At 71.7% G+C, this 20,441-nt stretch carries 18 protein-coding genes; 7 read left to right on the plus strand and 11 right to left on the minus strand.

Going from position 1 to position 20,441, the window contains the following annotated elements; all coding sequences use genetic code 11:
• The first annotated feature begins 116 nt into the window (after nt 1–116).
• Both lanKC and BDK92_RS01330 read left to right on the plus strand, forming a co-directional pair.
• Complete coding sequence (gene lanKC / locus BDK92_RS01325) at nt 117–2,741, plus strand: class III lanthionine synthetase LanKC (RefSeq protein WP_121153815.1); 2,625 nt, start codon at nt 117–119, stop codon at nt 2,739–2,741.
• Between the two features lie 80 nt (nt 2,742–2,821).
• A complete protein-coding gene (locus tag BDK92_RS01330; protein WP_121153817.1) occupies nt 2,822–2,950 on the plus strand; it encodes a SapB/AmfS family lanthipeptide in 129 nt (42 codons plus the stop codon).
• An 86-nt stretch (nt 2,951–3,036) separates the two neighbouring features.
• On the opposite strand, the gene BDK92_RS01335 is transcribed toward BDK92_RS01330, so the two are convergent.
• Both BDK92_RS01335 and BDK92_RS01340 read right to left on the minus strand, forming a co-directional pair.
• Nucleotides 3,037–3,639 (minus strand): response regulator transcription factor, encoded by a 603-nt coding sequence (locus tag BDK92_RS01335; RefSeq protein WP_121153819.1) that lies wholly within the window; start codon nt 3,637–3,639, stop codon nt 3,037–3,039.
• Nucleotides 3,640–3,735: 96 nt separating this feature from the next.
• A complete protein-coding gene (locus BDK92_RS01340) occupies nt 3,736–4,341 on the minus strand; it encodes a response regulator transcription factor (RefSeq protein ID WP_246016716.1) in 606 nt (201 codons plus the stop codon).
• A gap of 198 nt (nt 4,342–4,539) precedes the next feature.
• Between BDK92_RS01340 and BDK92_RS01345 the strand changes: the two genes are divergently transcribed.
• Entirely contained in the window at nt 4,540–5,733 is a 1,194-nt protein-coding gene (locus BDK92_RS01345) for an aminotransferase-like domain-containing protein (protein ID WP_121153823.1), read from the plus strand.
• Nucleotides 5,734–5,767: 34 nt separating this feature from the next.
• Here the strand turns inward: BDK92_RS01345 and BDK92_RS01350 are convergent, their stop codons facing one another.
• Entirely contained in the window at nt 5,768–6,403 is a 636-nt protein-coding gene (locus tag BDK92_RS01350; protein ID WP_147456875.1) for a hypothetical protein, read from the minus strand.
• Nucleotides 6,404–6,646: 243 nt separating this feature from the next.
• On the opposite strand from BDK92_RS01350, the gene BDK92_RS01355 reads away from it, so the two are divergent.
• On the plus strand, nt 6,647–7,156 hold the full coding sequence (locus tag BDK92_RS01355) for a GNAT family N-acetyltransferase (RefSeq protein WP_121161467.1): 510 nt from the start codon (nt 6,647–6,649) through the stop codon (nt 7,154–7,156).
• 34 nt (nt 7,157–7,190) lie between these two features.
• On the opposite strand, the gene BDK92_RS01360 is transcribed toward BDK92_RS01355, so the two are convergent.
• From BDK92_RS01360 to BDK92_RS01380, 5 genes are all read right to left on the minus strand, one after another.
• The gene (locus tag BDK92_RS01360; RefSeq protein WP_121153827.1) at nt 7,191–8,177 is read right to left on the minus strand and encodes an aldo/keto reductase; all 987 of its coding nucleotides are present in this window, start codon (nt 8,175–8,177) and stop codon (nt 7,191–7,193) included.
• 134 nt (nt 8,178–8,311) lie between these two features.
• Entirely contained in the window at nt 8,312–10,399 is a 2,088-nt protein-coding gene (locus BDK92_RS01365) for an NPCBM/NEW2 domain-containing protein (RefSeq protein ID WP_121153829.1), read from the minus strand.
• A gap of 387 nt (nt 10,400–10,786) precedes the next feature.
• On the minus strand, nt 10,787–11,380 hold the full coding sequence (locus BDK92_RS01370) for a hypothetical protein (RefSeq protein WP_121153831.1): 594 nt from the start codon (nt 11,378–11,380) through the stop codon (nt 10,787–10,789).
• 249 nt (nt 11,381–11,629) lie between these two features.
• Nucleotides 11,630–12,496 (minus strand): bifunctional 5,10-methylenetetrahydrofolate dehydrogenase/5,10-methenyltetrahydrofolate cyclohydrolase, encoded by an 867-nt coding sequence (locus tag BDK92_RS01375; protein ID WP_121153833.1) that lies wholly within the window; start codon nt 12,494–12,496, stop codon nt 11,630–11,632.
• Entirely contained in the window at nt 12,493–13,113 is a 621-nt protein-coding gene (locus BDK92_RS01380) for a cyclodeaminase/cyclohydrolase family protein (RefSeq protein ID WP_121153835.1), read from the minus strand. The genes BDK92_RS01375 and BDK92_RS01380 overlap by 4 nt, the downstream gene beginning before the upstream one ends.
• A gap of 281 nt (nt 13,114–13,394) precedes the next feature.
• Between BDK92_RS01380 and BDK92_RS01385 the strand changes: the two genes are divergently transcribed.
• A complete protein-coding gene (locus BDK92_RS01385; RefSeq protein WP_121153837.1) occupies nt 13,395–14,318 on the plus strand; it encodes a TIGR03620 family F420-dependent LLM class oxidoreductase in 924 nt (307 codons plus the stop codon).
• 73 nt (nt 14,319–14,391) lie between these two features.
• Here the strand turns inward: BDK92_RS01385 and BDK92_RS01390 are convergent, their stop codons facing one another.
• The 3 genes from BDK92_RS01390 to BDK92_RS40730 are packed head-to-tail and all read right to left on the minus strand — an operon-like array spanning nt 14,392 to nt 17,856.
• Nucleotides 14,392–14,667 carry a DUF2087 domain-containing protein gene (locus tag BDK92_RS01390; protein ID WP_121153839.1) on the minus strand — a complete coding sequence of 92 codons (276 nt, stop codon included), beginning with the start codon at nt 14,665–14,667 and terminating at the stop codon, nt 14,392–14,394.
• Between the two features lie 55 nt (nt 14,668–14,722).
• Complete coding sequence (locus BDK92_RS01395) at nt 14,723–16,201, minus strand: ATP-binding protein (RefSeq protein ID WP_121153841.1); 1,479 nt, start codon at nt 16,199–16,201, stop codon at nt 14,723–14,725.
• Nucleotides 16,198–17,856: an NAD(P)/FAD-dependent oxidoreductase gene (locus tag BDK92_RS40730; RefSeq protein WP_121153843.1), complete on the minus strand. Its 1,659-nt coding sequence runs from the start codon at nt 17,854–17,856 to the stop codon at nt 16,198–16,200. The genes BDK92_RS01395 and BDK92_RS40730 overlap by 4 nt, the downstream gene beginning before the upstream one ends.
• A gap of 288 nt (nt 17,857–18,144) precedes the next feature.
• Here BDK92_RS40730 and BDK92_RS01405 point away from each other — a divergent pair, with 288 nt between their 5' ends.
• On the plus strand, nt 18,145–18,840 hold the full coding sequence (locus tag BDK92_RS01405; protein ID WP_121153845.1) for an SDR family oxidoreductase: 696 nt from the start codon (nt 18,145–18,147) through the stop codon (nt 18,838–18,840).
• Complete coding sequence (locus BDK92_RS01410) at nt 18,834–20,441, plus strand: MFS transporter (RefSeq protein WP_121153847.1); 1,608 nt, start codon at nt 18,834–18,836, stop codon at nt 20,439–20,441. Before BDK92_RS01405 ends, BDK92_RS01410 begins: the two co-directional genes overlap by 7 nt.

Consider the following 20,441-nt stretch of genomic DNA (forward strand, 5'->3'; position numbering starts at 1 on the left):
CCGGCATGGGCGGTGATGACTTAGCGCACTAGAGCCCGACGGTCCCGTGCACGAGACTCGAACCATCGATCGAGTCACGGAATTCCGCGCAGGATCCGCCGGAGGAGCCGCCCACGATGGACGAACGCTACGACGCGTACTGCGCTGCCGACCCGCTCTTCTACGACTCCCTCGCCACCACCGGCGCGTCCACCGTCGAGTTCGCGGTGGCGGCCCGACCGGTGCCACCCGGCTGGCAGCGTGAACCAAAGGACGACTGGTTCGTCTACGGGCCGGCCGGCGACACCCTGCCCGCACAGGGTTGGAAGATCCACCTCTCGGCCGGGCTGGAGAACGCCGAGCGGGTGCTCGCCACGGCCTGGGACTACTGCGTAGCGCGTGGGCTGTCGTTCAAGTTTCTCCGGGGGCCGCGCCTGCTGCTGCTGCGAAACGCCAAGTACGCGCCGCGCGGTTCCAGCGGAAAGTTCGTCACCATCTATCCGCACGACGTCGCCGAACTGGAACTGGCCTGCAAGGAACTGGGCGAACTGCTCACCGGCGAGGTCGGGCCGTACATCCTGAGTGACCTGCGGTACGGCGCTGGCCCGGTCTTCGTCCGCTACGGCGGCTTCGCCGCGCGGTACTGCCTCTCCCCCCAGGGGCAGGTGGTGCCGGCGATCGCCGACGCGGACGGGACCCTGGTGCCGGACCGCCGGGATCCGGTGCTGCACGTGCCGGAGTGGGTGACGTTGCCCGACTTCCTCGCCCCGCACCTCGCCGCGCGGAACGCGACCACCACCAACGACCTGCCGTACCGGATCGAGCGGGTGATCCACTTCTCGAACGGCGGGGGCCTCTACGTTGGGCGGGACCTGCGTACCGACACCCCGGTCGTACTCAAGGAGGCCCGCCCGTACGCCGGGCTGGACGCCACCGGCGCGGACGCGGTGCGGCGACTGGCCCGGGAGGCGGAGATGCTGCGCCGGCTGGCCGAGGTGCCACAGTTGCCCCGGGTGCACGACGAGTTCGACCTCGGCGAACACCGGTTTCTGGCGATCGGGTTCGTCGAGGGCCGGGCGTTGAACAAGGTACTGGTCGAACGTTACCCACTGATCGACGCCGACGCGGACCCCGAACGGCTCGGCGCTTACGCGGCCTGGGCCCGGGACGTCCACCAGCAGGTCGAGTCGATCATCGACGCGATCCACGAGCGCGGCGTGGTCTACGGCGACCTGCACCTGTTCAACATCATGATCAGCCCGGACGACCGGGTGACCCTGGTCGACTTCGAGGTCGCGGCGCCGGTCGACGAGCCCGGTCGGCCCGGGTTGCGCAACCAGGGTTTCGCCGCGCCGCGCGACCGGACCGGCTTCGCGGTCGACCGGTACGCGCTGGCCTGCCTCCGGTTGGCGCTGTTCCTGCCGCTGACCCAGCTGGTCCGGCTCGCCCCGGCCAAGGCCCGACACTTCGCCGACATCATCGCCGCCCACTTCCCGGTTCCCCGGACGTGGTTGGCCACGGCGGTCGACGAGATCACCGGCGCTGCCCCGACCCCGTCGACGGCAACAACGACGGCAACGACAACAGCGGCAACGACAACGCCGGCAGCGACAACGCCGGCCGATCCGGCGGACTTTCCCGCCGATCCGGAGGGCTGGCCCCGGCTACGGGACCAGCTGGTCGGGACGATCCTGAGCAGCGCCACCCCGGACCGCCCTGACCGGCTCTTCCCCGGTGACATCGAACAGTTCCGGTCCGGTGGACTCAATCTCGCCCATGGCGCCGCCGGCGTGCTGTACGCGCTCGCGGTCAGCGGCGCCGGCCGGTACCCGGAGCACGAGGACTGGTTGGTCGAGCGGGCGCTCGACCCGCCGTCGGGCAGCCGCTGCGGCTTCTATGACGGGCTGCACGGGGTCGCGTACGCGCTGGAACACCTCGGTCACCGGCAGCGGGCGCTGGACGTACTCGACATCTGCCTGCGTGAACCATGGCGACGGCTCGGCCACGATCTGGCCGGTGGCCTCTCCGGGATCGCACTCAATCTGGCCGAACTGGCGGCGCGAACCGGTGAGCCGGGACTCTGGGACGCCGCCTGGCAGGCCGCCGACCTGGTCGGTACGCAGGTACCGGCGACCGATGCGGACTCCGGCACCGCGACCAGCGGCGGGCAGCATCCGTACGCCGGGCTCACCCGGGGCCGGTCCGGCCCGGCGCTGATGTTCCTGCGCCTGTACGAGATCTCCGGTGACCCGGCCCTGCTCGACCTCGCCGCGACCGCGCTCCGCCAGGATCTGCGGCGCTGCGTGGTACGCCCGGACGGTGCGATGGAGGTGGACGAGGGCTGGCGGACGATGCCCTACCTGGCGCACGGCAGCGTCGGCATCGGACTCGTCCTCGACCAGTTCCTGCGGCACCGTCCCGACGAGGAGTTCGTTCGGGCCGGCGCGGCGATCCGGCGGGCGGCCCGGTCACCGCTCTACGTGCAGTCCGGGCTCTTCGCCGGCCGGGCCGGCATCATCGTCTACCTCGCCGCCCGCGCCGCCGAGGAGGACCGGCGGGAGTTGGACGGCCAGTGCCAGCGGCTGGCCTGGCACGCGATGCCGTACCAGGGTGGTCTCGCCTTCCCGGGCGAGCAGTTGCTGCGGCTCTCCATGGACCTCGCCACCGGGACCGCCGGTGTACTGCTCGCGATCGCGGCGGCCCGCTCGGCGCAGCCGGTGACCCTGCCCTTCCTCACCCCGTGGGGACTGCCGCCGCAGTGACGCCACGGGCGGCACCAACTGAGACTCCCTCGCGTTCGCGGGGGTGGACAACCGATCGAACCGGAATGAGGTGGCACGACATGGCGCTTCTCGACCTGCAGGGCCTGGAACTGACCGCGGCCGAGCTCAAGGGGGGCGACCCGGGTGGAAGCCGGGCCAGCCTGCTGCTCTGCGGCGACAGCTCGCTGTCCCTGGTGACCTGCAACTGATCGGGTCATGACCGGGCCCTGGGTGGGTGGGACATGCCGCCTACCCAGGGCCGTTTTCTGGTCGGCCGGCGGAGATCAGGCCGCCGTCAGATCCAGCCTGCGTCGTGGGCTATCCGGACCGCCTCGATCCGGGTCCGGGCGCCGGCCTTGGTCGCGATCCGGGACAGGTGATTGCGTACGGTGCCCGGTGACAGACCGACCCGGGCCGCGATCTCGACCACCGGGGAGCCGTCCGCGGCGATCTCCAGCACCTCGGTCTCCCGGGCGGTCAGCGGGCTCTCGGTGTTCAGCGCCGCCACGACCAGTTCCGCGTCGACCACCGGCTCTCCCCGGGCGAGCCGGCGCACCCCGTCGACCACCCGTTGCGGAGGTACGTCGTTGCCGAGGAAGCCGACGTTGCGGCTGCGGCTGTGCAGCGCCCCGCCGAGTGCGCGGGGCCGGCGGGTGTCGACCAGCACGAGCACCGGGCACGGCTGTTCGTAGTGTGGCGCCGTCCCGGCGGATCGGCCGGTGCCGTAGAGCCCCGAGTCGACGACCGCCACGTCGGGACGACTCGACCGGATGGCGGACTCGACCTGTTCGATCCGATCGAGTTCGGCCACCACGTCGATGTCGTCCTCAATGGTCAGTACGAAGGCCAGCGCGCCACGGATGAGCGCGCCGTCGAGAGCCAGCAGTGTGCGGATCAATCTATCGTCGCCTCTTCCGGGTTCGACAGAGTCACCATATGTAGGGATTTAAACACGGACATCCCTGGACCGCTCGTTGGCGCGGCGATCCACCCCTCACAGCCATCCGTCCCGCTGGGCCCGCCGGACCGCCTCCAGCCGGTTCCGGGCACCGGTCTTGCGCAGGATCACGGTGAGATGGTTGCGCACGGTCCCGTACGCGAGGTAGAGCCGGCAGGCGATCTCCCGTAGCGGCAGCCCCTCCGCCGCCGCCCGCAGCACCTCCCGCTCCCGGTCGGTGAGCGGGCCGACGGGGGGACTCAGCGCCGCCACCGCGGTCGCCGGGTCGATCACCCGCTCCCCCGCCGCCACCAGCCGCACCAACCGGAGCAGCTCGGTTGGCGGCAGGTTCTTGTCGACGAATCCGCGTACGCCCGCGCGCAGCGCCGCCTGGAGGGTCTGCGGGCACCGGCGGCCGGTCAACGCCAGCACCGCGCTCCCCCGCGCCCGTGCGCCGAGTTGTCGCAGCACCGCCAGCGGGTCGACGTCCGCGAGCTCGATGTCGATCAGTACGACGTCCGGACGTTCCCGACGTACGACGGAGACGATGTCGGCGCCGGGCGCGAGGTCGGCGACCACCTCCAGGTCGTCCTCGCTGGCGAGCATCATCCGGAGCGCGCCCCGGAGCAGCCCCATCTCCTCGACGATCAGCACGCGGATCACGAAGCCTCCCGATCTCGGTGCCGGCCGGTGATGAGCCTTCGTGTCAACTGGACCGCCCGACATCGTAACGTCAGGTCACCGAACCTGCACGTTAAGCAAGCGGGAGACTGGTCGCGCTGCTGTCCAGCCGTCAGGGCGCGGGCCTACCCGGCCCGGCGGCGTCCCGGACAGTTCGATGGCGATGGTTATCTTGTGCAGATGTCAGCCAGGGCCTCGAACGGGCTTCCACTCGTGCAGTTCCACAGCGCCCCGGAGACCGTCGACCTCTCCTGGGGCCACCCCGACCCGGCGAGCCTGCCGCTGACCGAGTGGGCCGAGGCGTCCGTCGGCGGCCTGCGCCGGTACGGCGGCGCCGCGCTGGCGTACGGCTACGCGAACGGTCCGGGTCCGCTGGTCGAGTGGCTGTCGGAACGGCTGGGCCGGACCGACGGAGGCGCCCCGGACGCCGGGCGAATCTTCGTCACCGCTGGCGCCTCGCACGCGTTGGAGCTGGTGGCGGCGCTGCTCTGCCGACGCGGGGACACGGTGCTGGTCGACGCGCCCACGTACCACCTGGCCTTCCGGGTGCTCGCCGATCACGGCGTGACACTCGTACCGACCGCGTCGGACCCCGACGGCATCCTTCCGGAGGCCACCGGGGAGCTGGTCGAGCGGCTGCGCCGGGAGGGGCGGCGGGTGCCACTGCTCTACCTCGTACCGACCTTCGGCAACCCGACCGGGCGATCCCTGGCGCGGGCACGCCGGACGGAACTGGTCGCGATGGCCGAACGGACCGGACTCGTCCTGGTCGAGGACGACACCTACCGCGAACTCGCCTACGACGCTCCGGCTCCGCCGTCGCTGTACAGCCAGGCCGAGGACGGGGCCGTGATCCGACTCGGATCGTTCTCGAAGACCGTCGCACCCGGGCTGCGGCTCGGCTGGCTCACCGCCGCACCGACGCTGGTCACCGCGCTCGCCCGGCGCGGCTACGTCGACAGCGGCGGTGGGGTCAACCACGCCACGGCACTGTCGATGGCGGAGTTCGCCCGACTCGGCTCGTACGAGCGCCACCTCGAGCGGATGCGGACCCGCTACCGAGGACAACGCGACGCGCTGGTCGCCGCCGTACGGCAGCACCTGCCGGAGGTCGAGTTCACGGTGCCGGCCGGCGGCTGGTTCCTCTGGCTACGGCTACCCGGGCCGCTGCGCGCCTCCGCGCTGCTGCCGTACGCCGAGGCGAACGGTGTGTCGTACCTGCCCGGAACGCACTTCTTCGTGACCGCCACCGGGGACGCGTACCTGCGCCTCTCCTTCTCCCTCTTCGCCCCGGACCTGCTGGCGGAGGGGGTTCGGCGGCTCGCGACGGCGACGGCGGTGGCGGTGGCGGTGGCGGTGGCGGAGTCAACGTGACCGGGCGCGGACCCGCGTCCGCGCGGACCTGACCTCAGCCGGCGGTGTCCCCGGTCGACTCCGGGATCCCGGTGCCGCTCGGCGTCGGGTCCGGGGTCCGGGTCGGATCCGGTGTCACGGTGGCCGTCGGAGTGGGCGTGGCCGGGACGCTGGGGGTGGGGTCGGGGGTCGGCGAGGTCGACGGCGGTGGGTCGCTCGGCGCCGGGGACGGGGACGGGCTACCGCTCGGTGTCGGGGTGACCGTCGGGGTCGACGACGGGTGGGTCGGCGGCGGGGTACGCGGGGTCTGCGTCGGCCGCGGCCGGCCGGGGGTGCTCGGGTTCGGGAGCGGGGTCGACGGGGCGAGGGGCTCGGCCGCTCCGCTGCCACTGGTGTCGGGTACGAGTTGCGCCTCGACGATGCTCTCGTCGGCGGTCGGGGTCATCGGCGCGCCGGTGTCGGTCGGTGCCACAGACCGGCTCCCGGCGGGCGGAACCGTCAGGGCGGCGGGCGCGGCGGGGCCGATCTCCTGGGCGGTGTGGCTGCCGGGCCGGGCCGGCGGCCGGTGCGGATCCGAGGTCTCGACGGCGGTGAACGCGACGCCGAGTCCGGCGCTGCCGACGAGGAGGGCGGCGAGCACCCCGATCGCGGGCCGGGGCGGGGGTGGCGTCGGACGGCGGTGGGCGGGCACCAGAACTCCCGTACGGGTGAGACGAAAAGGCCAGGTCAGAGCGGCAAGGCTTGACCTTGCCGGGGTTCGCGGCGGCACGCAACGAGGCAGGGGAACCTGTGCCCTATCTCATAACCAATCAATACCGATCCGCCAATACAAGCCCTGGCCCGGCATATCGGAATAATGCGTCGCACCCCCCGAGACCAGCCAGGTAGGCTGCTCGATCGCACCATCCAGGCCACCGTGGGCGAAGGGCGGGACATGACCGAGGTGCTGATCGCGCCATGGGACTCCGGCGACCTCGACCTGCTGCGCCGTCTCAACACCCCGGAGGTCCGCCGGCACACCGGCGGCCCCGAGTCCGGCGAGCAGGTGCTCGTACGACACGAGCGGTACGTGCGTTTCGCCGACACCGACCAGGGGTGCATGTTCACCGTGGTGCTGCCGACGGAAGACCTGAAGGTCGGCAGCGTCGGTTACTGGGAACGCCTCTGGCACGACGAGACGGTCTACGAGATGGGCTGGGCGATCCTCCCCGAGCACCAGGGGCGGGGCCTGGCCACCGCGGCGGTCCGGGCCGTGGTCGAGGTGGCCCGCGACCGGCGCCGCCACCGGTACGCCCACGCGTACCCGTCGGTGGGGAACCCGGCCTCGAACGCGGTCTGTCGCAAGGCCGGTTTCACCCTGCTCGGCGAGACCGAGTTCGAGTATCCACCGGGCCGGATGATGCGTTCCCACGACTGGCGCCTCGACCTGACCGGAGCGGACTGAGCGCAACCGCGCGGGTCAGGTCGAGGCGGACCGGTCAGCCGGCCTGGTCGAGGCGGGCCCGCTGCTCGTCGGTCAACTCCAGTTCCACCGCTTCGATGCTCTCGTCGAGCTGGGCCACCGAGGAGGCCCCGACCAGTGGGATCGCCGGTGTGACGCCACCCATCAGCCAGGCCAGCACCACCTGGTTGACCGTCGCCCCGGTCTGCGCCGCCACCTCGCGCAGCACGGCCAGCCGGCCAGGGGCACTGGGCAGGTCGTACGCCGGGCCGAACGGCTTGTCCGGGCGGGCGTAGGAGCCCCTAGCCAGCGGCGAGTACGCGACCAGCGTCAGGGTGGGCTCGACCCGCAGGTAGCTGGCGAGCTCCGGGCCGACCGAACCGGGGTCGCCGTCGGGATCCAGCTCGCTCGGCAGGTCGGTACGCCGCGTCAGGTGCGTGTGGTGGTACTGGAGCACCTCGTACCCGGGCAGGCCGGCGGCGGCGGCGATGTTGCGCGCCCTCTCCACCCGCCAGGCCCGGTGGTTGCTCGCCCCCAGCAGACCCACGCTGCCCTCGGCGACCAGCTCGCCGAAGGCCTCCACGGTCTCCTCCAGCGGCACCGTCCGGTCCTCGATGTGCGCGTACAGCAGGTCGAGCCGGGCCATGCCGAGCCGTTCCCGGCTGCGCTCGGCCGACTCGCGGATCACCTTCGCGGAGAGCCCCTCCGCGTTGTCCGTGTAGCTGGTGCCGGGGGCCAACGGGCGGGCGCCGAGCTTGGTCGCGATGACGATCTCGTCGCCGATGCCCCGGCTGCGCCGCCAACGGCCGAGCAGTTCCTCGCTCTCCCCGCCCTGTCCACCGTTCTGCCAGAACGCGTAGTTGTCCGAGGTGTCGACAAAGGTGCCGCCAGCCTCCACGTACCGGTCAAGGATGGCGTACGAGGTGGCCTCGTCGGTGGCGGTGCCGAAGAGCATGGCCCCGAGGCTGAGGACGCTCACCTCGCGTCGGGTCCGCGGGTCCGTGCCGATCGTGCGGTACCTCATGGTGTTTCCTCTCCCTCCCGGCCAGACACCGGGCGTCGGAGTCCACTTTCGACCTTCGAGCGCACTCGAAGTCAAGAGGTCTCACACAGGAGCGCGCCCAGGTGACCGGGTCACCTGGGCGCGACTCCGACGGATCAGCAGCTGGCGTTCAGGCCGACCCAGTTGGCACGGTCGTTGTAGCCACCGTCACCCGCGTCGCCGACCACCAGGTCGAGCACGCGGACACCGGTCAGGTCGACGTCGAACTGGCGGGGATCGTCCCGGCCCACCACCCCGCTGTCGAACAGGACACGGCCGTCACCGACCACCTGGAAGGTCGCCGTGCCACCCTCGGGTCCGACGTTGCGGACCGCGTCGTCGATGCCGACGAGGCCGGTCAGCTGGCGGCACTTGGCACCCGTGTAGTAACGGATCGTCGACGGCGAGGCCACCCCGATCCCGGTCGGGTGGACCTGGCCCACCACGCTGATCGGCGTCCAGCCACCAACACTCAGATCGATCGTCGGGCTCATCCACCCGCTGGTGGCGCTGATCCAGGTGTGGTGCGAGAGCGCGACCTCGCCCTGTGGCGGTGTCGGGGCGAGCACCACCGTGGAGACCGTCACCTGCCGCAGCCGCCCGTGCCCGACCGCCTCGTACGTGGTGGTGGCGGTCAGGGTGGCGGTGCCGGGAGCGGTCGCCGCCGGGACGGTCACCGTGAAGGCGAGGGTGGTGGACTGGCCACTGGTCAACGCCACCGGCGCCCGGCCGATCGGACGGACCGTCCAGCCGCTGGGTGCAGCGAGCGTGACCTGCGGCGCGAGGACCGGCAGCAGCCCGTCGTTGCGTACGACGACCTCGACCCGAGCCTCGTCGCCACCGGCGAGGACCGGTGCCGTGCCGTCCGGCAGGGCGGCGGCGCCGACCCGCGTCACCTGCGGCAGGCCGGAGGTGACGTGCGGTACGCCGGGGAGGCCCCGGTTCGGGCCGACCCGGAACAGTGCCGCGCCGTGGGCCGCGACGGCGGCGCTGATGGTGCCGGCGCTCTCGGTGACCTGGTTGGTCCACGCGTTCTCGACGGTGAAGCGGGCCCCGGAGAGGCCGACCGAGGATGCCTTCGTGGTGAGGATCTTCGGGCTCTCGCCCCGGTTCAGCAGCATCACGGCCCGGTCGCCGTCGGCGAGCCGCTTGACCCACGTCTCCGTCGTACCGGCGGCGCCGACCCGTACGGCCTGCACGCCGGCGGGGTCCTGGTTGATCGCCAGTGCCTCACGGTCGGCGAGGATGTCGATCGATGCCTGGTTGAGCTTGCGGACGTCGCTGCCGATGACCAACGGCGCGGCGGCCATGGACCAGAGCGTCATCTGGGTACGGAATTCCTCGCCGCTCATGCCCAGGCCGGGGGCCAGGTAGTCCGGGTCGTTGAAGTGCCCGGGACCGGCGACCTCGGGGTGCCGCGCGTTGGCGTCGTAGTTGCGCAGCACGTCCTTGAACTTGATGTCGCCGACAAAGCCGACGTCGGTGTAGGTCCGCCAGGACTGCGCGATCTCCGGTGCGTAGCTCCAGGAGTACGTCGACTGCTGCTCTTCCGGGTAGTTGCCCCAGTCGGGCGAGGTCACCGGGTTGCAGAGGTTGAAGATGATCGGCCGGCCGCTGGCGTTGTTCCGCAGCGCCCGCGCGAACTCGGTGTAGACCGTCTTCGGGTCCAGGTCGGCGGCGATCCCGCAGAGGAAGTCCACCTTCACCGCGTCGAACTTCCAGGCGGCGAACTGGTCCGCGTCGCGCTGGTAGTAGCCGCCGCCGCTGCCGAGTCCGCACTTGCCGGGGATGTACGGTCCGGCGTCGGTGTAGATACCGGCCTTCAGGCCCTTGGCGTGGATGTAGTCGACCAGCGGCTGCAACCCGTTCGGGAAACGGGTCCGGTCGGCCTGCAGGTCACCGGCGGCCGTACGCGGCTCGGGATCCTGCCAGCCGCCGTCGAGCCAGACGATGTCGTAACCCGCCTTGGCGAGGCCACGGCTGACCATGGCGTCGGCGACCTCCCGTACGGACTGCTCGCTGAAGTCGCCGCCGAGACCGAAGTAGGTGTTCCACCCCTGGTACGGCGTCGGGCTGAGCACCTGGGCGGGTGCCGGCTTCGCACCCGCCGCGGTGTCCGCGGTGGCGCTGGCCTGGGCGGGTACGGGGGCGATCAGCAGACCGGTGGTGAGGGCGAGTAGGCCGGTGAGCAGATGTCGTTTCACATTGGATTCCTTTGCTGCGAGAGGGACGGACGCCGCACCGGGACACTCACCGGTCTTCGTCGGGGAGCTGCTCGTGTTCCGGCTCGACCTCGCTCCGGGACCCGCGCCGCCCGGCCGAGACCCCGTTCGTGGTGTCCAACGTGGACATGGCACACCTGCCGGCTAGAACTGCGGCGCACAGCGCCCGGAGATCTTCGAGGGAGGTGGGCCGACCGCCGGTCGGACAGGTCGTGCCCGGTACTCCCAGTTGCTTCCAAGATCCTGCAATCCATTACGGGGGCGTGTCAATAATATTTCGTAAATTATGAGTTCCGATGCGGCCAAGCGTTCCCCGCCCCGGGGCCGGGTGCACCACGAAGGATCGGGCCCGTCCGCCCGACGAGAAAATCAGAGACCGGCGGCCTGGTCGTAGCGCTGGCGCAGCTCACGCATCGACTGCTCCCCCAGCGACTCCTTCAACGCCTGCTCCTGGTAACGCTCCGGAAAGAGCTGACGCACCCGCTCGACGAAGGGCACCTCGGTGGTCGCCTCGGCCACCTGCACCACCGGAGGCTCGGAGTCCATCGCCACCACGATCGGCCCGACCAGCTTCACCGCCCAGTCCCACGGCCGGTTCGGCTCCGCCACACCGCAGAGATGGAACCCGTACGCCGTGCGGACCTCCGAGACGGTGGTCGCCTCCGCCGGCTCGACGCCGAACACCCGTACCCCGCAGACGATCCTCGTCTCCTCGGCCACGTCCCGCGCGTGCTCACCGTGGCCCTGGTGCTGCTCCGGCTCCAGTTGCTCCAGCGTCGCCACCAGGCGACGATCGAGCTGACCGAACAGGTGGTCGGCGGACGCCGGACCGGAGCCGGCGCGCTCGACCAGTAGCACGACGGTGGCCGAGACCCCCAACAGGATCACCGCGACCCAGACAAAACGGTTACGCCACCAGGCCACAGCCGTGGCCGACTCGACACTCCCCGGAGCAGCTCGCATGATGTCCCATCACCGATCGGACGCCCTGGCGGCAACGCCAGCACGGTCAGTTCGCGCGGTGACGGCGACGTGCAGCGCCGGACAGCTTCCCGATCGAGCCCGGGGGATGCCATCGGCGCGGAGGTCGCCCACCACCTGGTGTCTGATCCGGCTCCGCCGGCCGGCGCGGTTGCCCCCGACGCCGTGGCGATACCGCCCATCGGAGCATGCCGGGCACCGAGCGGTCAATGGCTACCCGTCGATCCCCTGCTACCCCGTGGACGCCGGCCGGGTCAACGCGGTCGCCGCCCGTACGGTGTGATTCAGCAGCAGTGCCGTGGTCACCGGACCGACCCCGCCGGGAACCGGGGTGAGTCCGGCGGCCTGCTCGGCGACCGGGCCCGCGTCCACGTCACCGACGAGACCACCGTCCGGCGTCGGGTTGGTGCCGACGTCGACCACCACCGCCCCCCGCTTCACGTGTCCCGCGGTGACCAGGCCGGGCCGGCCGACGGCGGCGACCAGGACGTCGGCGGTGCAGGTGACCGCGGCCAGGTCGGGGGTACGCGAATGGCAGACCGTCACCGTGGCGTGCCGTTCCAGCAGCAGATGCGCGACGGGTTTGCCGACCACGGTGGAACGTCCGATCACCACCGCCCGGCGCCCGGCCAATTCGACCCCGTGGTGGTCGAGAACGGCCAGCACCGCCGCGGCCGTCGCGGGCGGGTACGCGGACAGCCCTGCGGCGAGCCGGCCGAGACTGAGCGGATTCGCCCCGTCGACGTCCTTCTCCACCGCGATCGCCCCGGTCAGCTCCTCCAGCCTCACCCCGCCCGGCAGCGGGGTCTGCAGGATGATGCCGTGCACCAGATCGTCGGCGCTCAGCGCGGCCAGGGTGGCCCGGATCGTCGCCAGTTCCGCGTCGGCACCGAGGTCGAGCACCTTGCAGACGATGCCGAGCTTGACCGCCGCCGTGCTGATCGAGCGGACGTACCCGGCGCTGGCCTCGTCGTCGGTGGCGACCACGACCGCGAGTCTGGGCGGTGTCCCGGCGTCGGTGAGCGCGGCGGCCTGTCGGGCGGTGTCGGCCCGGAGCGCGGCGGCAAGTTCACGACCGCTCAGGATCAGCCCGCTCATCCGGCGATCCCCCGCCGTACGGTGGCGGTCAACCGGTCCGCGCGAGCGGCGAGGTCGTCGACCCGGTCGGTTCCCGCGACGAGCGTGGCCCGGGCGGTGTGCTCCCGGACACCGGCGAGGTTGACCTCGACGTTGACCCGGGCGGTGGTGGCGGCGGCACGGGCGGCCTCGGCGGCGGCGGCCACGTCGGTGCTGACGTTCGGGTTGCCGATCGGCAGCAGCTCCTCCGCCAACGTCAGCACCTCGGCGGCGACCGCGATCACCTGGACCGGGGGCTGCGCCGCGCCGACCAGGGCGGTGGCTATCGCGGCCGACCGGTCGACGCGCTGCTCCTCGGAGTCCCTCGGCAGTCGGTAGGCCTCGGTGACGGCGGTGAAAGCGGCGGCGTCCTCGGCCGCCAGCCGGAGCGCGTCCGCCCGGAGAGCGTCACTGGCGCCCACGATCCGGTCGATCGCCGCCTGGTGTTCTGCGTACCGTTCGCCGGTGCTGTACCGGGCCACCATCCCGACCAGTGCCGCCGCCTGCGCGGCGTGCAGGGCCGCGGTGGCGCCGCCGCCGGGCGCCGGCACCCGGTCGGCGAGCCGGTCCAGGAACTCGCCGATCTTCTCGTCGCGCATCCGCGCTCGTCCTCCACGTAGGGTGACTGGAACTGGCGCTGCCGGAACAGATCATGCCAGCACTCGTCGGCCCGCTCCGGTCACCCCGACGGCGCGTCCCGTCGCAGTGCGCCGGAGTGGGTGACGCCTCGTCGTTTTCCTCAACCTTCCTGCCGGACCACGCCGGACCACGCCGGACCTTCCGGAGCGGTGACCGGACCGCGACCCGGTCGGCGCCATAAGATCCAGATCAGCGGCCGGAACGATGTCGGCCGACCCGAGAAGTGAGGCGGTGAGGGTCGATGCAGCAGGAACGCCCCAGCGGTGTGGACCTGGCCCAGTTGCGGCAACGAATGGGCCGGGTCGGGGTCTGGAGCAGCCGGTTGAGCCAGGAGTCGGCCTCGGCCGCCGGCGCGCTGGTGTCCGAGATCGAGGACCTCGGTTACGGGACCGTGTGGGTGGGTGAGACCCCGGCGAGCAAGGAGGCGCTCGTCCACGCCGGACTCCTGCTCAACGCCACCCGGGACCTGATGGTCGCCACCGGCATCGTCAACATCTGGGGCCGCGACGCCACCGCCGCGTCAAACGGGGCGAACGCGCTGGCCGAAGCGTACGGGGGCCGGTTTGTCCTGGGCCTCGGGGTGAGCCACGCGCCCCTCGTCTCCAGCCGGGGGCACGACTACCGCAAGCCGCTCTCGGCGATGCGTGACTACCTCGACGCCATGGACGCGGTCCAGTACGAGGGGCCACTGTCGGCCCCCGCGCCCCGGATGCTGGCCGCGCTCCGGCAGGGCATGCTGGAGCTGGCGGCGGAACGTACCGACGGCGCCCACCCGTACTTCGTCACGCCGGAGCACACCGCCAAGGCCCGTACGATCCTCGGCCCCGAACCGGTGCTCGCACCCGAGCAGACGGTCGTGCTGACGACCGACCCGGAGCGGGCCAGGGCCGTCGGGCGGGCGTTCACCACCGGATACCTCGCGATGCCGAACTACTACCAGCACATGCGGGCGCTCGGCTGGGAGGAACGGGACCTCGCCGACGGAGGCAGCGACGCCCTGGTCGACGCGATCGTGGCCTGGGGCGAACCGGAGCAGGTCGCCGAACGGATCCGGGCGCACCACGACGCCGGCGCCGACCATGTCTGCGTGCAGCCGCTCGCCGGCAACGCCGCAGACCAGTTGGCCCAGCTCCGGGCGCTGGCGCCGCTGCTGAACCAGGGCTGAGCCGTAACGGACGCCGACCCGGCCCGGATCGCGGCGGGTCGGCGTCCGCCGGGTCGCTCCGGGTCGTTGGCGGTCAGACGTCGACCGGACCACCGGTACGCCAGTAGATTCCGTTCTCCCGGGACATCAGCCCCTCGCTGATCAGGTAGCGACGCAACGACACCCAGTCCGGCTCGTAGAACGCCCGCAGCACCGCGTCGACCTCCCGTTCGGTCAGCCGTACCCCGGGCTCGAACGAGGTGACGATGTGCTCCAGCAGCACCCGACGCTTGCCGGCCTTGGTCGGGATCGCCACCAACCGGTCGTCCTTGAGGAACGCGCGCAGCACCTTTTCCCGGTCTTCGCTCATCCTTCGCACCGTAGTCGCCGGGGCAACCCGTTTTCCGGGCCGCCGCCCCCGGCCGTCACCTGCCGGCGGTCGGCCCGGCGGTCGGCTCCGCGTCGGTGAGCACGACCGGCGGCGGGCTGATCGGCAGGTAGACCCGGAACCGGGTGTCACCGGGCCGCGACTCGACCCGGATGTCGCCCCGGTGCTTGGTCACCACGATCCGGTACGAGATGTCGAGACCGAGGCCGGTCCCCTCGCCGACCGGCTTGGTGGTGAAGAACGGCTCGAAGATGCGGTCCCGGACCTCCGGCGGAATGCCCGGTCCGGTGTCGCCGATCTCGACCACCAGCATGTCGCCCTCCCGGGCGGTACGGATGGAGAGCGTGCCGGTCTCCCCCATCGCCCCGAGCGCGTTGTCGATCAGGTTGGTCCAGACCTGGTTCAGCTCGGCCGCGTACGCGGGAATGGCGGGCAGGCCCTGGCCGTACTCCTTGACCTTCCGCACCCCGGCCGGGATCTTCGCCTTCATGATGGTGAGCGTGGCGGTGAGCAGGTCATGCACGTCGACGACCTGGTACGGCGCCCGGTCCAGCTGGGAATACTGCTTGGCCGCGCCGACCAGGCCGGAAATCCGTCCGACCGCGTCGTCGATTTCCCGCATGAGCTGCTCGGTCTCGACCGTGTAGGTCAGCCACCGCACGGCCGGGTCGAGGTTCTCCGTGCCGACCGCGAGCGCGACCTGGTCCAACCAGTCGGTGTCGATCCCGGCGGCGACCAGCGAGGGTGCCAACCGCCAGCCGTCCGCGAAACCGTGCTCGTCGAGCCAGTCGGTCAGGGTGTCCTCGGCGTCGCTGGTCTCCAGTGCGGAAAGTTCCGGCGCGCCGGCCGCCCGCTTGACCGCGTCGTCCTGCAGCTCGACCAGCTGGTGCAACCGGGAACCGTCGAGCCGCCCATCGGCGATCATGGCGAGCTTGTGGCGCATTCCGGCGACCTGGCCGCGCAGCGTCGCGGTGGCCCGTACGGCCGCGGCGGCGGGGTTGTTCAGCTCGTGGGTGAGCCCGGCCGAGAGCGCGCCGAGGGCGAGCAGCCGCTCCCGCTCGCCGAGCCGGGTCTGGGTCCGGCGCATGCCGTAGAAGAGCCCTTCGAGCAGGTGCACCGCCATCGGGAACCAGTCCCGCATGGCGGTGGCGAAGGCCGTCGCCGGCAGCACGAACAGCTCACAGTCGGTGATCGCCCGCAGCGTGTTGGCGTACCGCTGGTCCGGGTCGTCCGGCATGTACGCCCGGATCGCACCGCCGTAGACACCCCGCTTGCTGGTCCGGGTGACCTCGACCTCTTCGCCGCGTACCCGGCCGGACTGCATCACGGTGCCGCGCAGCAGCACGTAGAAGCAGGTGGCCAGTTCGCCCTCGGCGAAGATGTTGGTCTCCGCGTCGCGCCGCTCGACCCGCCCCTGCTCGGCGAGCCAGTCGAGTTGCTCGTCGGTCAACGCCTCGAACAGGAACAGGGTGCGCAACTCTTCCCGACCCAGCCGGTCGGTTCCCTGGTCACTCACTGCGCCTCCAGATACCGGTGTACGACCGTGACTGCCATGGCGCCCTCGCCGACGGCCGACGCGACCCGCTTCACCGAGTCTGCGCGCACGTCGCCCGCGGCGAACACCCCGGGCAGGCTGGATTCCAGGTGGTACGGGTCCCGGGGCAGTGACCAGCCGGCGGGGCGCTGCCCGTCGCGCAGGAGCGCGGGTCCGGTGACGATGAAACCGCGCGCGTCCCGGGAGACCACGCCCTCCAGCCAGTTCGTCCGGGGTTCGGCGCCGATGAAGATGAACAGCCAGGACGTCTTGACGGTACGGGTGGTGCCGGTGCTCCGGTCACAGACCGTCAGGGTCTCCAGGTGCTCGTCGCCGTACCCGCCAACCACCTCGGTGTGCGGGTGCACGGTGATGCAGGGCTCGCGTTCGACCTGCTCGATCAGGTAACGCGACATCGACGACGTCAGGCTGGCGCCACGGATGAGGATGTGCACCCGGCGGGCGTACCGGGCGAAGTGCAGCGCCGCCTGGCCGGCCGAGTTCGCGCCGCCGACGATGTAGATGTCCTCGCCGCTGCAACTGGGCGCCTCGGTCGCCGCCGAGCCGTAGAAGACCCCACGACCGGTGAGATCGGACAGGCCCGGCGCGTCGAGCCGCCGGTAGGCGACCCCGGTGGCCAGCACCGCGGCGTGCGCGGCGAGTGACGTACCGTCGCCGAAGCGGAGCAGCCGGGCGGTGCCGGCCGCCTCCAGGCCGACCACCTCCCGGGTGCTGAGGATCTCCGCGCCGAACTTCAGCGCCTGGCGGCGGGCACGGTCGGTCAACTGCGCCCCGGACACCCCCTCGGGGAAGCCGAGGTAGTTCTCGATCCGGCTGCTCTGCCCGGCCTGCCCACCGGTGGCCCGCTGCTCGACCAGGACCGTACGCAGCCCCTCGGAGGCGGCGTAGACCGCCGCGCCCAGCCCGGCCGGGCCGGCACCGACCACGATCACGTCGTAGAAGTCGGACGCGGGTGTGGTGCTGAGGCCGACGTGGCTGGCCAGGTCCGACTCGCTCGGCATGGCCAGTGCCTTGCCGTCGGAGGTGATCACGACCGGTACGTCGGCGGGACTCAGGTCGGCGGCCGCGAGCAGCCGGCCCCCCTCCGGCTCGTCGGCGAGCAGCCAGCGGAACGGGACCAGGTTGCGGGCGAGGAAGTCACGTACGGCGAACGACGGCGCCGACCACCGGTGCCCGATCACCCGGGTCTCGGTGGCGCTGGTGTCCGGGGTGGCGGCCCAGAGCTCGAGCAGGTTGTCGAGCACCGGGTAGAGCTTCTCCTCCGGCGGATCCCAGGGCTTGAGCAGGTAGTGGTCCAGATCGACGATGTTGATCGCGTCGATCGCGGCATCGGTGTCGGCGTACGCGGTCAGCAGCACCCGCCGGGCCCGTGGGAAGAGATCCATCGCCGCTTCCAGGAACTGGATGCCGTTCATCACCGGCATCCGGTAGTCGGCCAGGATCACCGCGACCTGCTCGCCGCGCAGCTTGATCTCCCGCAGCGCGGCCAGCGCCGCCTCACCGGAGTCCGCCCGGACCACCCGGTACCGGTCGCCGTACCGGCGCCGGACGTCGCGCGCCACGGCACGGGAGACTGCGGGGTCGTCGTCGACGGTCAGGATCGCCGGGTTCGCCATGAAGTTCCACCCTGAGAAATCGCCACGAAGTTCCATCCTGAAGCAGTGCGGGCCCGCCAAGCCCCCGGCAACCCTAGATGACGCCGCCGGAAACGCCCGTCGCCCTCACCCCGATCGCCTGGTCAGCACCGGAACAGGTCAATTCTCCCGCCGGCTCCCCGGCTCCCCGGCTCCCCGGCACTCACGCGGCCACCCCGATCGGGCGACATCTCGACCGGCTCGCCCCACGCGCCCGGGAACGGATGACAGTGTCGCTGGGTACGGCACATCCGGCGGGCTGGAGGCGACATGGGCGCGAGGACGTTCGTCGTGGCCGGCGGCACCAGCGGCCTCGGGCTGGAGATCGCCCGGATGCTCACCGTCGACCACCGGGTCTTCGTACTGGGCAACGTCGCCGACGAGGTCGCCGCCACCACCAGCGAACTCGAGTGCGCCGGCACGACCTGCGACGTCTCCTCGTACGACCAGGTCGCGCACGCCCTCGACGAGGTCAGCCGGCGGTACGGCGCCATCGACGGGTTGGCCCACTGCGCCACCATGTGGGCCGGCGGGGCGCTGGAGGAGATGTCGCCGGAGATGCTGCACAAGGCGATCGACGTCAACGTCCTGGGCACGGCGTACCTGCTGCGCGAGACGCTGATCCGGATGCGGGAACACGGCCGGGGCAACGTGGTGTACATCGGCGCCATGGCCGTGGACAAGCCCCGACCCGGGATTCCGGTCTACCGGGCGACCAAGAACTTCGGCAAGAGCCTGGTCGAGTCCCTCGCCCAGGCCGAGGGGACCAGCGGCATCAAGGTGATGCAGATCCACCCGGGGCCGATGCACACCAGGCTCCAGGAACGGGTCGGCGCCGAGTTCCTCGACGAGGTGTACGCCGAGCCGGAACAGGTGGCCCGGGAAGTGGTGCGGCTGCTGCTCCTGGAGCCCGACGACCTGTACGTCTCGGGCCAGGAAGTTCTCCGCGCCGACGGCAGGTGGTAAGCGCCGGCCCCGCGACCGCCGAGCCCACGACCTCGGCCTGGGCACCACTGCGCGGCGCCGCATACCGCAACCTGTGGCTGGCCCTGCTCGCCGCGAACATCGGCACCTGGATGCAGACCGTCGGCGCCCAGTGGCTGCTGATCGAGGAACGCAACGCCTCGACCCTGGTCTCGCTGGTACAGACCGCGAGCATGCTGCCGATCCTGCTGCTCGCGCTGCCGGCCGGGGCGTTGGCCGACGCGTTCGACCGACGGCACCTGCTCATCGCGGTGCAGCTCTACCTGGCCGCCGTCGGCGTACTGCTGACCGTTCTCACCGCCACCGGCCGGATGCCGCCGGCGCTGCTGCTCACCCTCACCTTCGCCATCGGGGTCGGCCAGGCGCTGACCCTGCCCTGCTGGGCGGCGATCATCCCGGAGCTGGTGCCACGCGCTCAGCTCCAGTCCGCCTCCGCACTCGGTTCGATCAGTGTGAACGCGGCCCGCTCGATCGGCCCGGCGATCGCCGGTCTGCTGATCGCCCGCGCCGGTGTCGCGCCGCTCTTCGCGCTCAACGCCATCGCCGTACTGATCTTCGGGTTCGCGTTGTACCGCTGGCGCACCGACCACGCCCGCGCGGTGGAGGTGCCGGAGCGGTTCACCGCCGCGCTGCGCGCCGGGGGGCGTTTCGTCCGTCACTCCCCGGTGGTCCGGCGGTTGCTGTTCCGGGCGCTGCTCTTCCTCGTACCGGGCAGCGCACTCTGGGCATTGCTGCCGCTGGTCGCCAACCGGCGGCTCGGCCTCGGCTCCAGCGGGTACGGCGTGCTGCTCGCCGCCCTGGGGGTCGGCGCGATCGCCGGTGGACTGGTGCTGCCCTGGGTACGGGTGCACCTGACCGCCGGGGCGTTCCTGTTCGTCGCCGGTCTGCTCTATGGCGGGGCGCTGACCGTGGTCGCACTGGTGTCGAGCCTGCCGGTGGTGCTGGTCGCCCTGGTTCCGGCCGGGCTGGCGTGGGTGACCGTGCTGTCGAACCTCAACGCGGAGATCCAGCTCTACCTGCCCGGCTGGGTACGCGCCCGCGGTCTCGCGGTCTACCAGGTGGTCTTCGCCGGTGGGCAGGCGCTCGGCGCCCTGGCCTGGGGAGTGGTGGGCGACATGGCCGGGCTGGTCGCCGCGCACCTCGCCGCCGCCGCGCTGATGTTGCTCGGCGCGTTCACGGTACGGCTCTGGCCCCTGCCCGACCTGCGTGGCAGCAACCAGGACCCGGAGAGCTACTGGCCGGCGCTGCGACTGACCCATGAACCGGACCCACGGATCGGACCCGTGGTGGTCATCGTGACGTACGTGGTGCGGGCCGAGCACGAGGTGGCGTTCGTCGACGCGATGGAGGAGGTACGGGGTTCGCGGCAACGCACCGGCGCGACCCGGTGGGGTCTGTACCGGGAGGGCGAGTCACCGGCGTGTTTTGTCGAGGTCTACCAGCTGCCCTCCTGGGACGAGCATCTGCGCCAGCACGGCGGCCGGCTGACCGGCGCCGACCGGGAGGCGGAGCAGCGGGCGGTGGCACTGGCCGACGGGCCCCCACAGGTGCGCCACCTGCTGCCGACCGAGGCGGGCTCGTAG

The organism is Micromonospora pisi, assembly GCF_003633685.1.
Lineage (GTDB): Bacteria > Actinomycetota > Actinomycetes > Mycobacteriales > Micromonosporaceae > Micromonospora_G > Micromonospora_G pisi.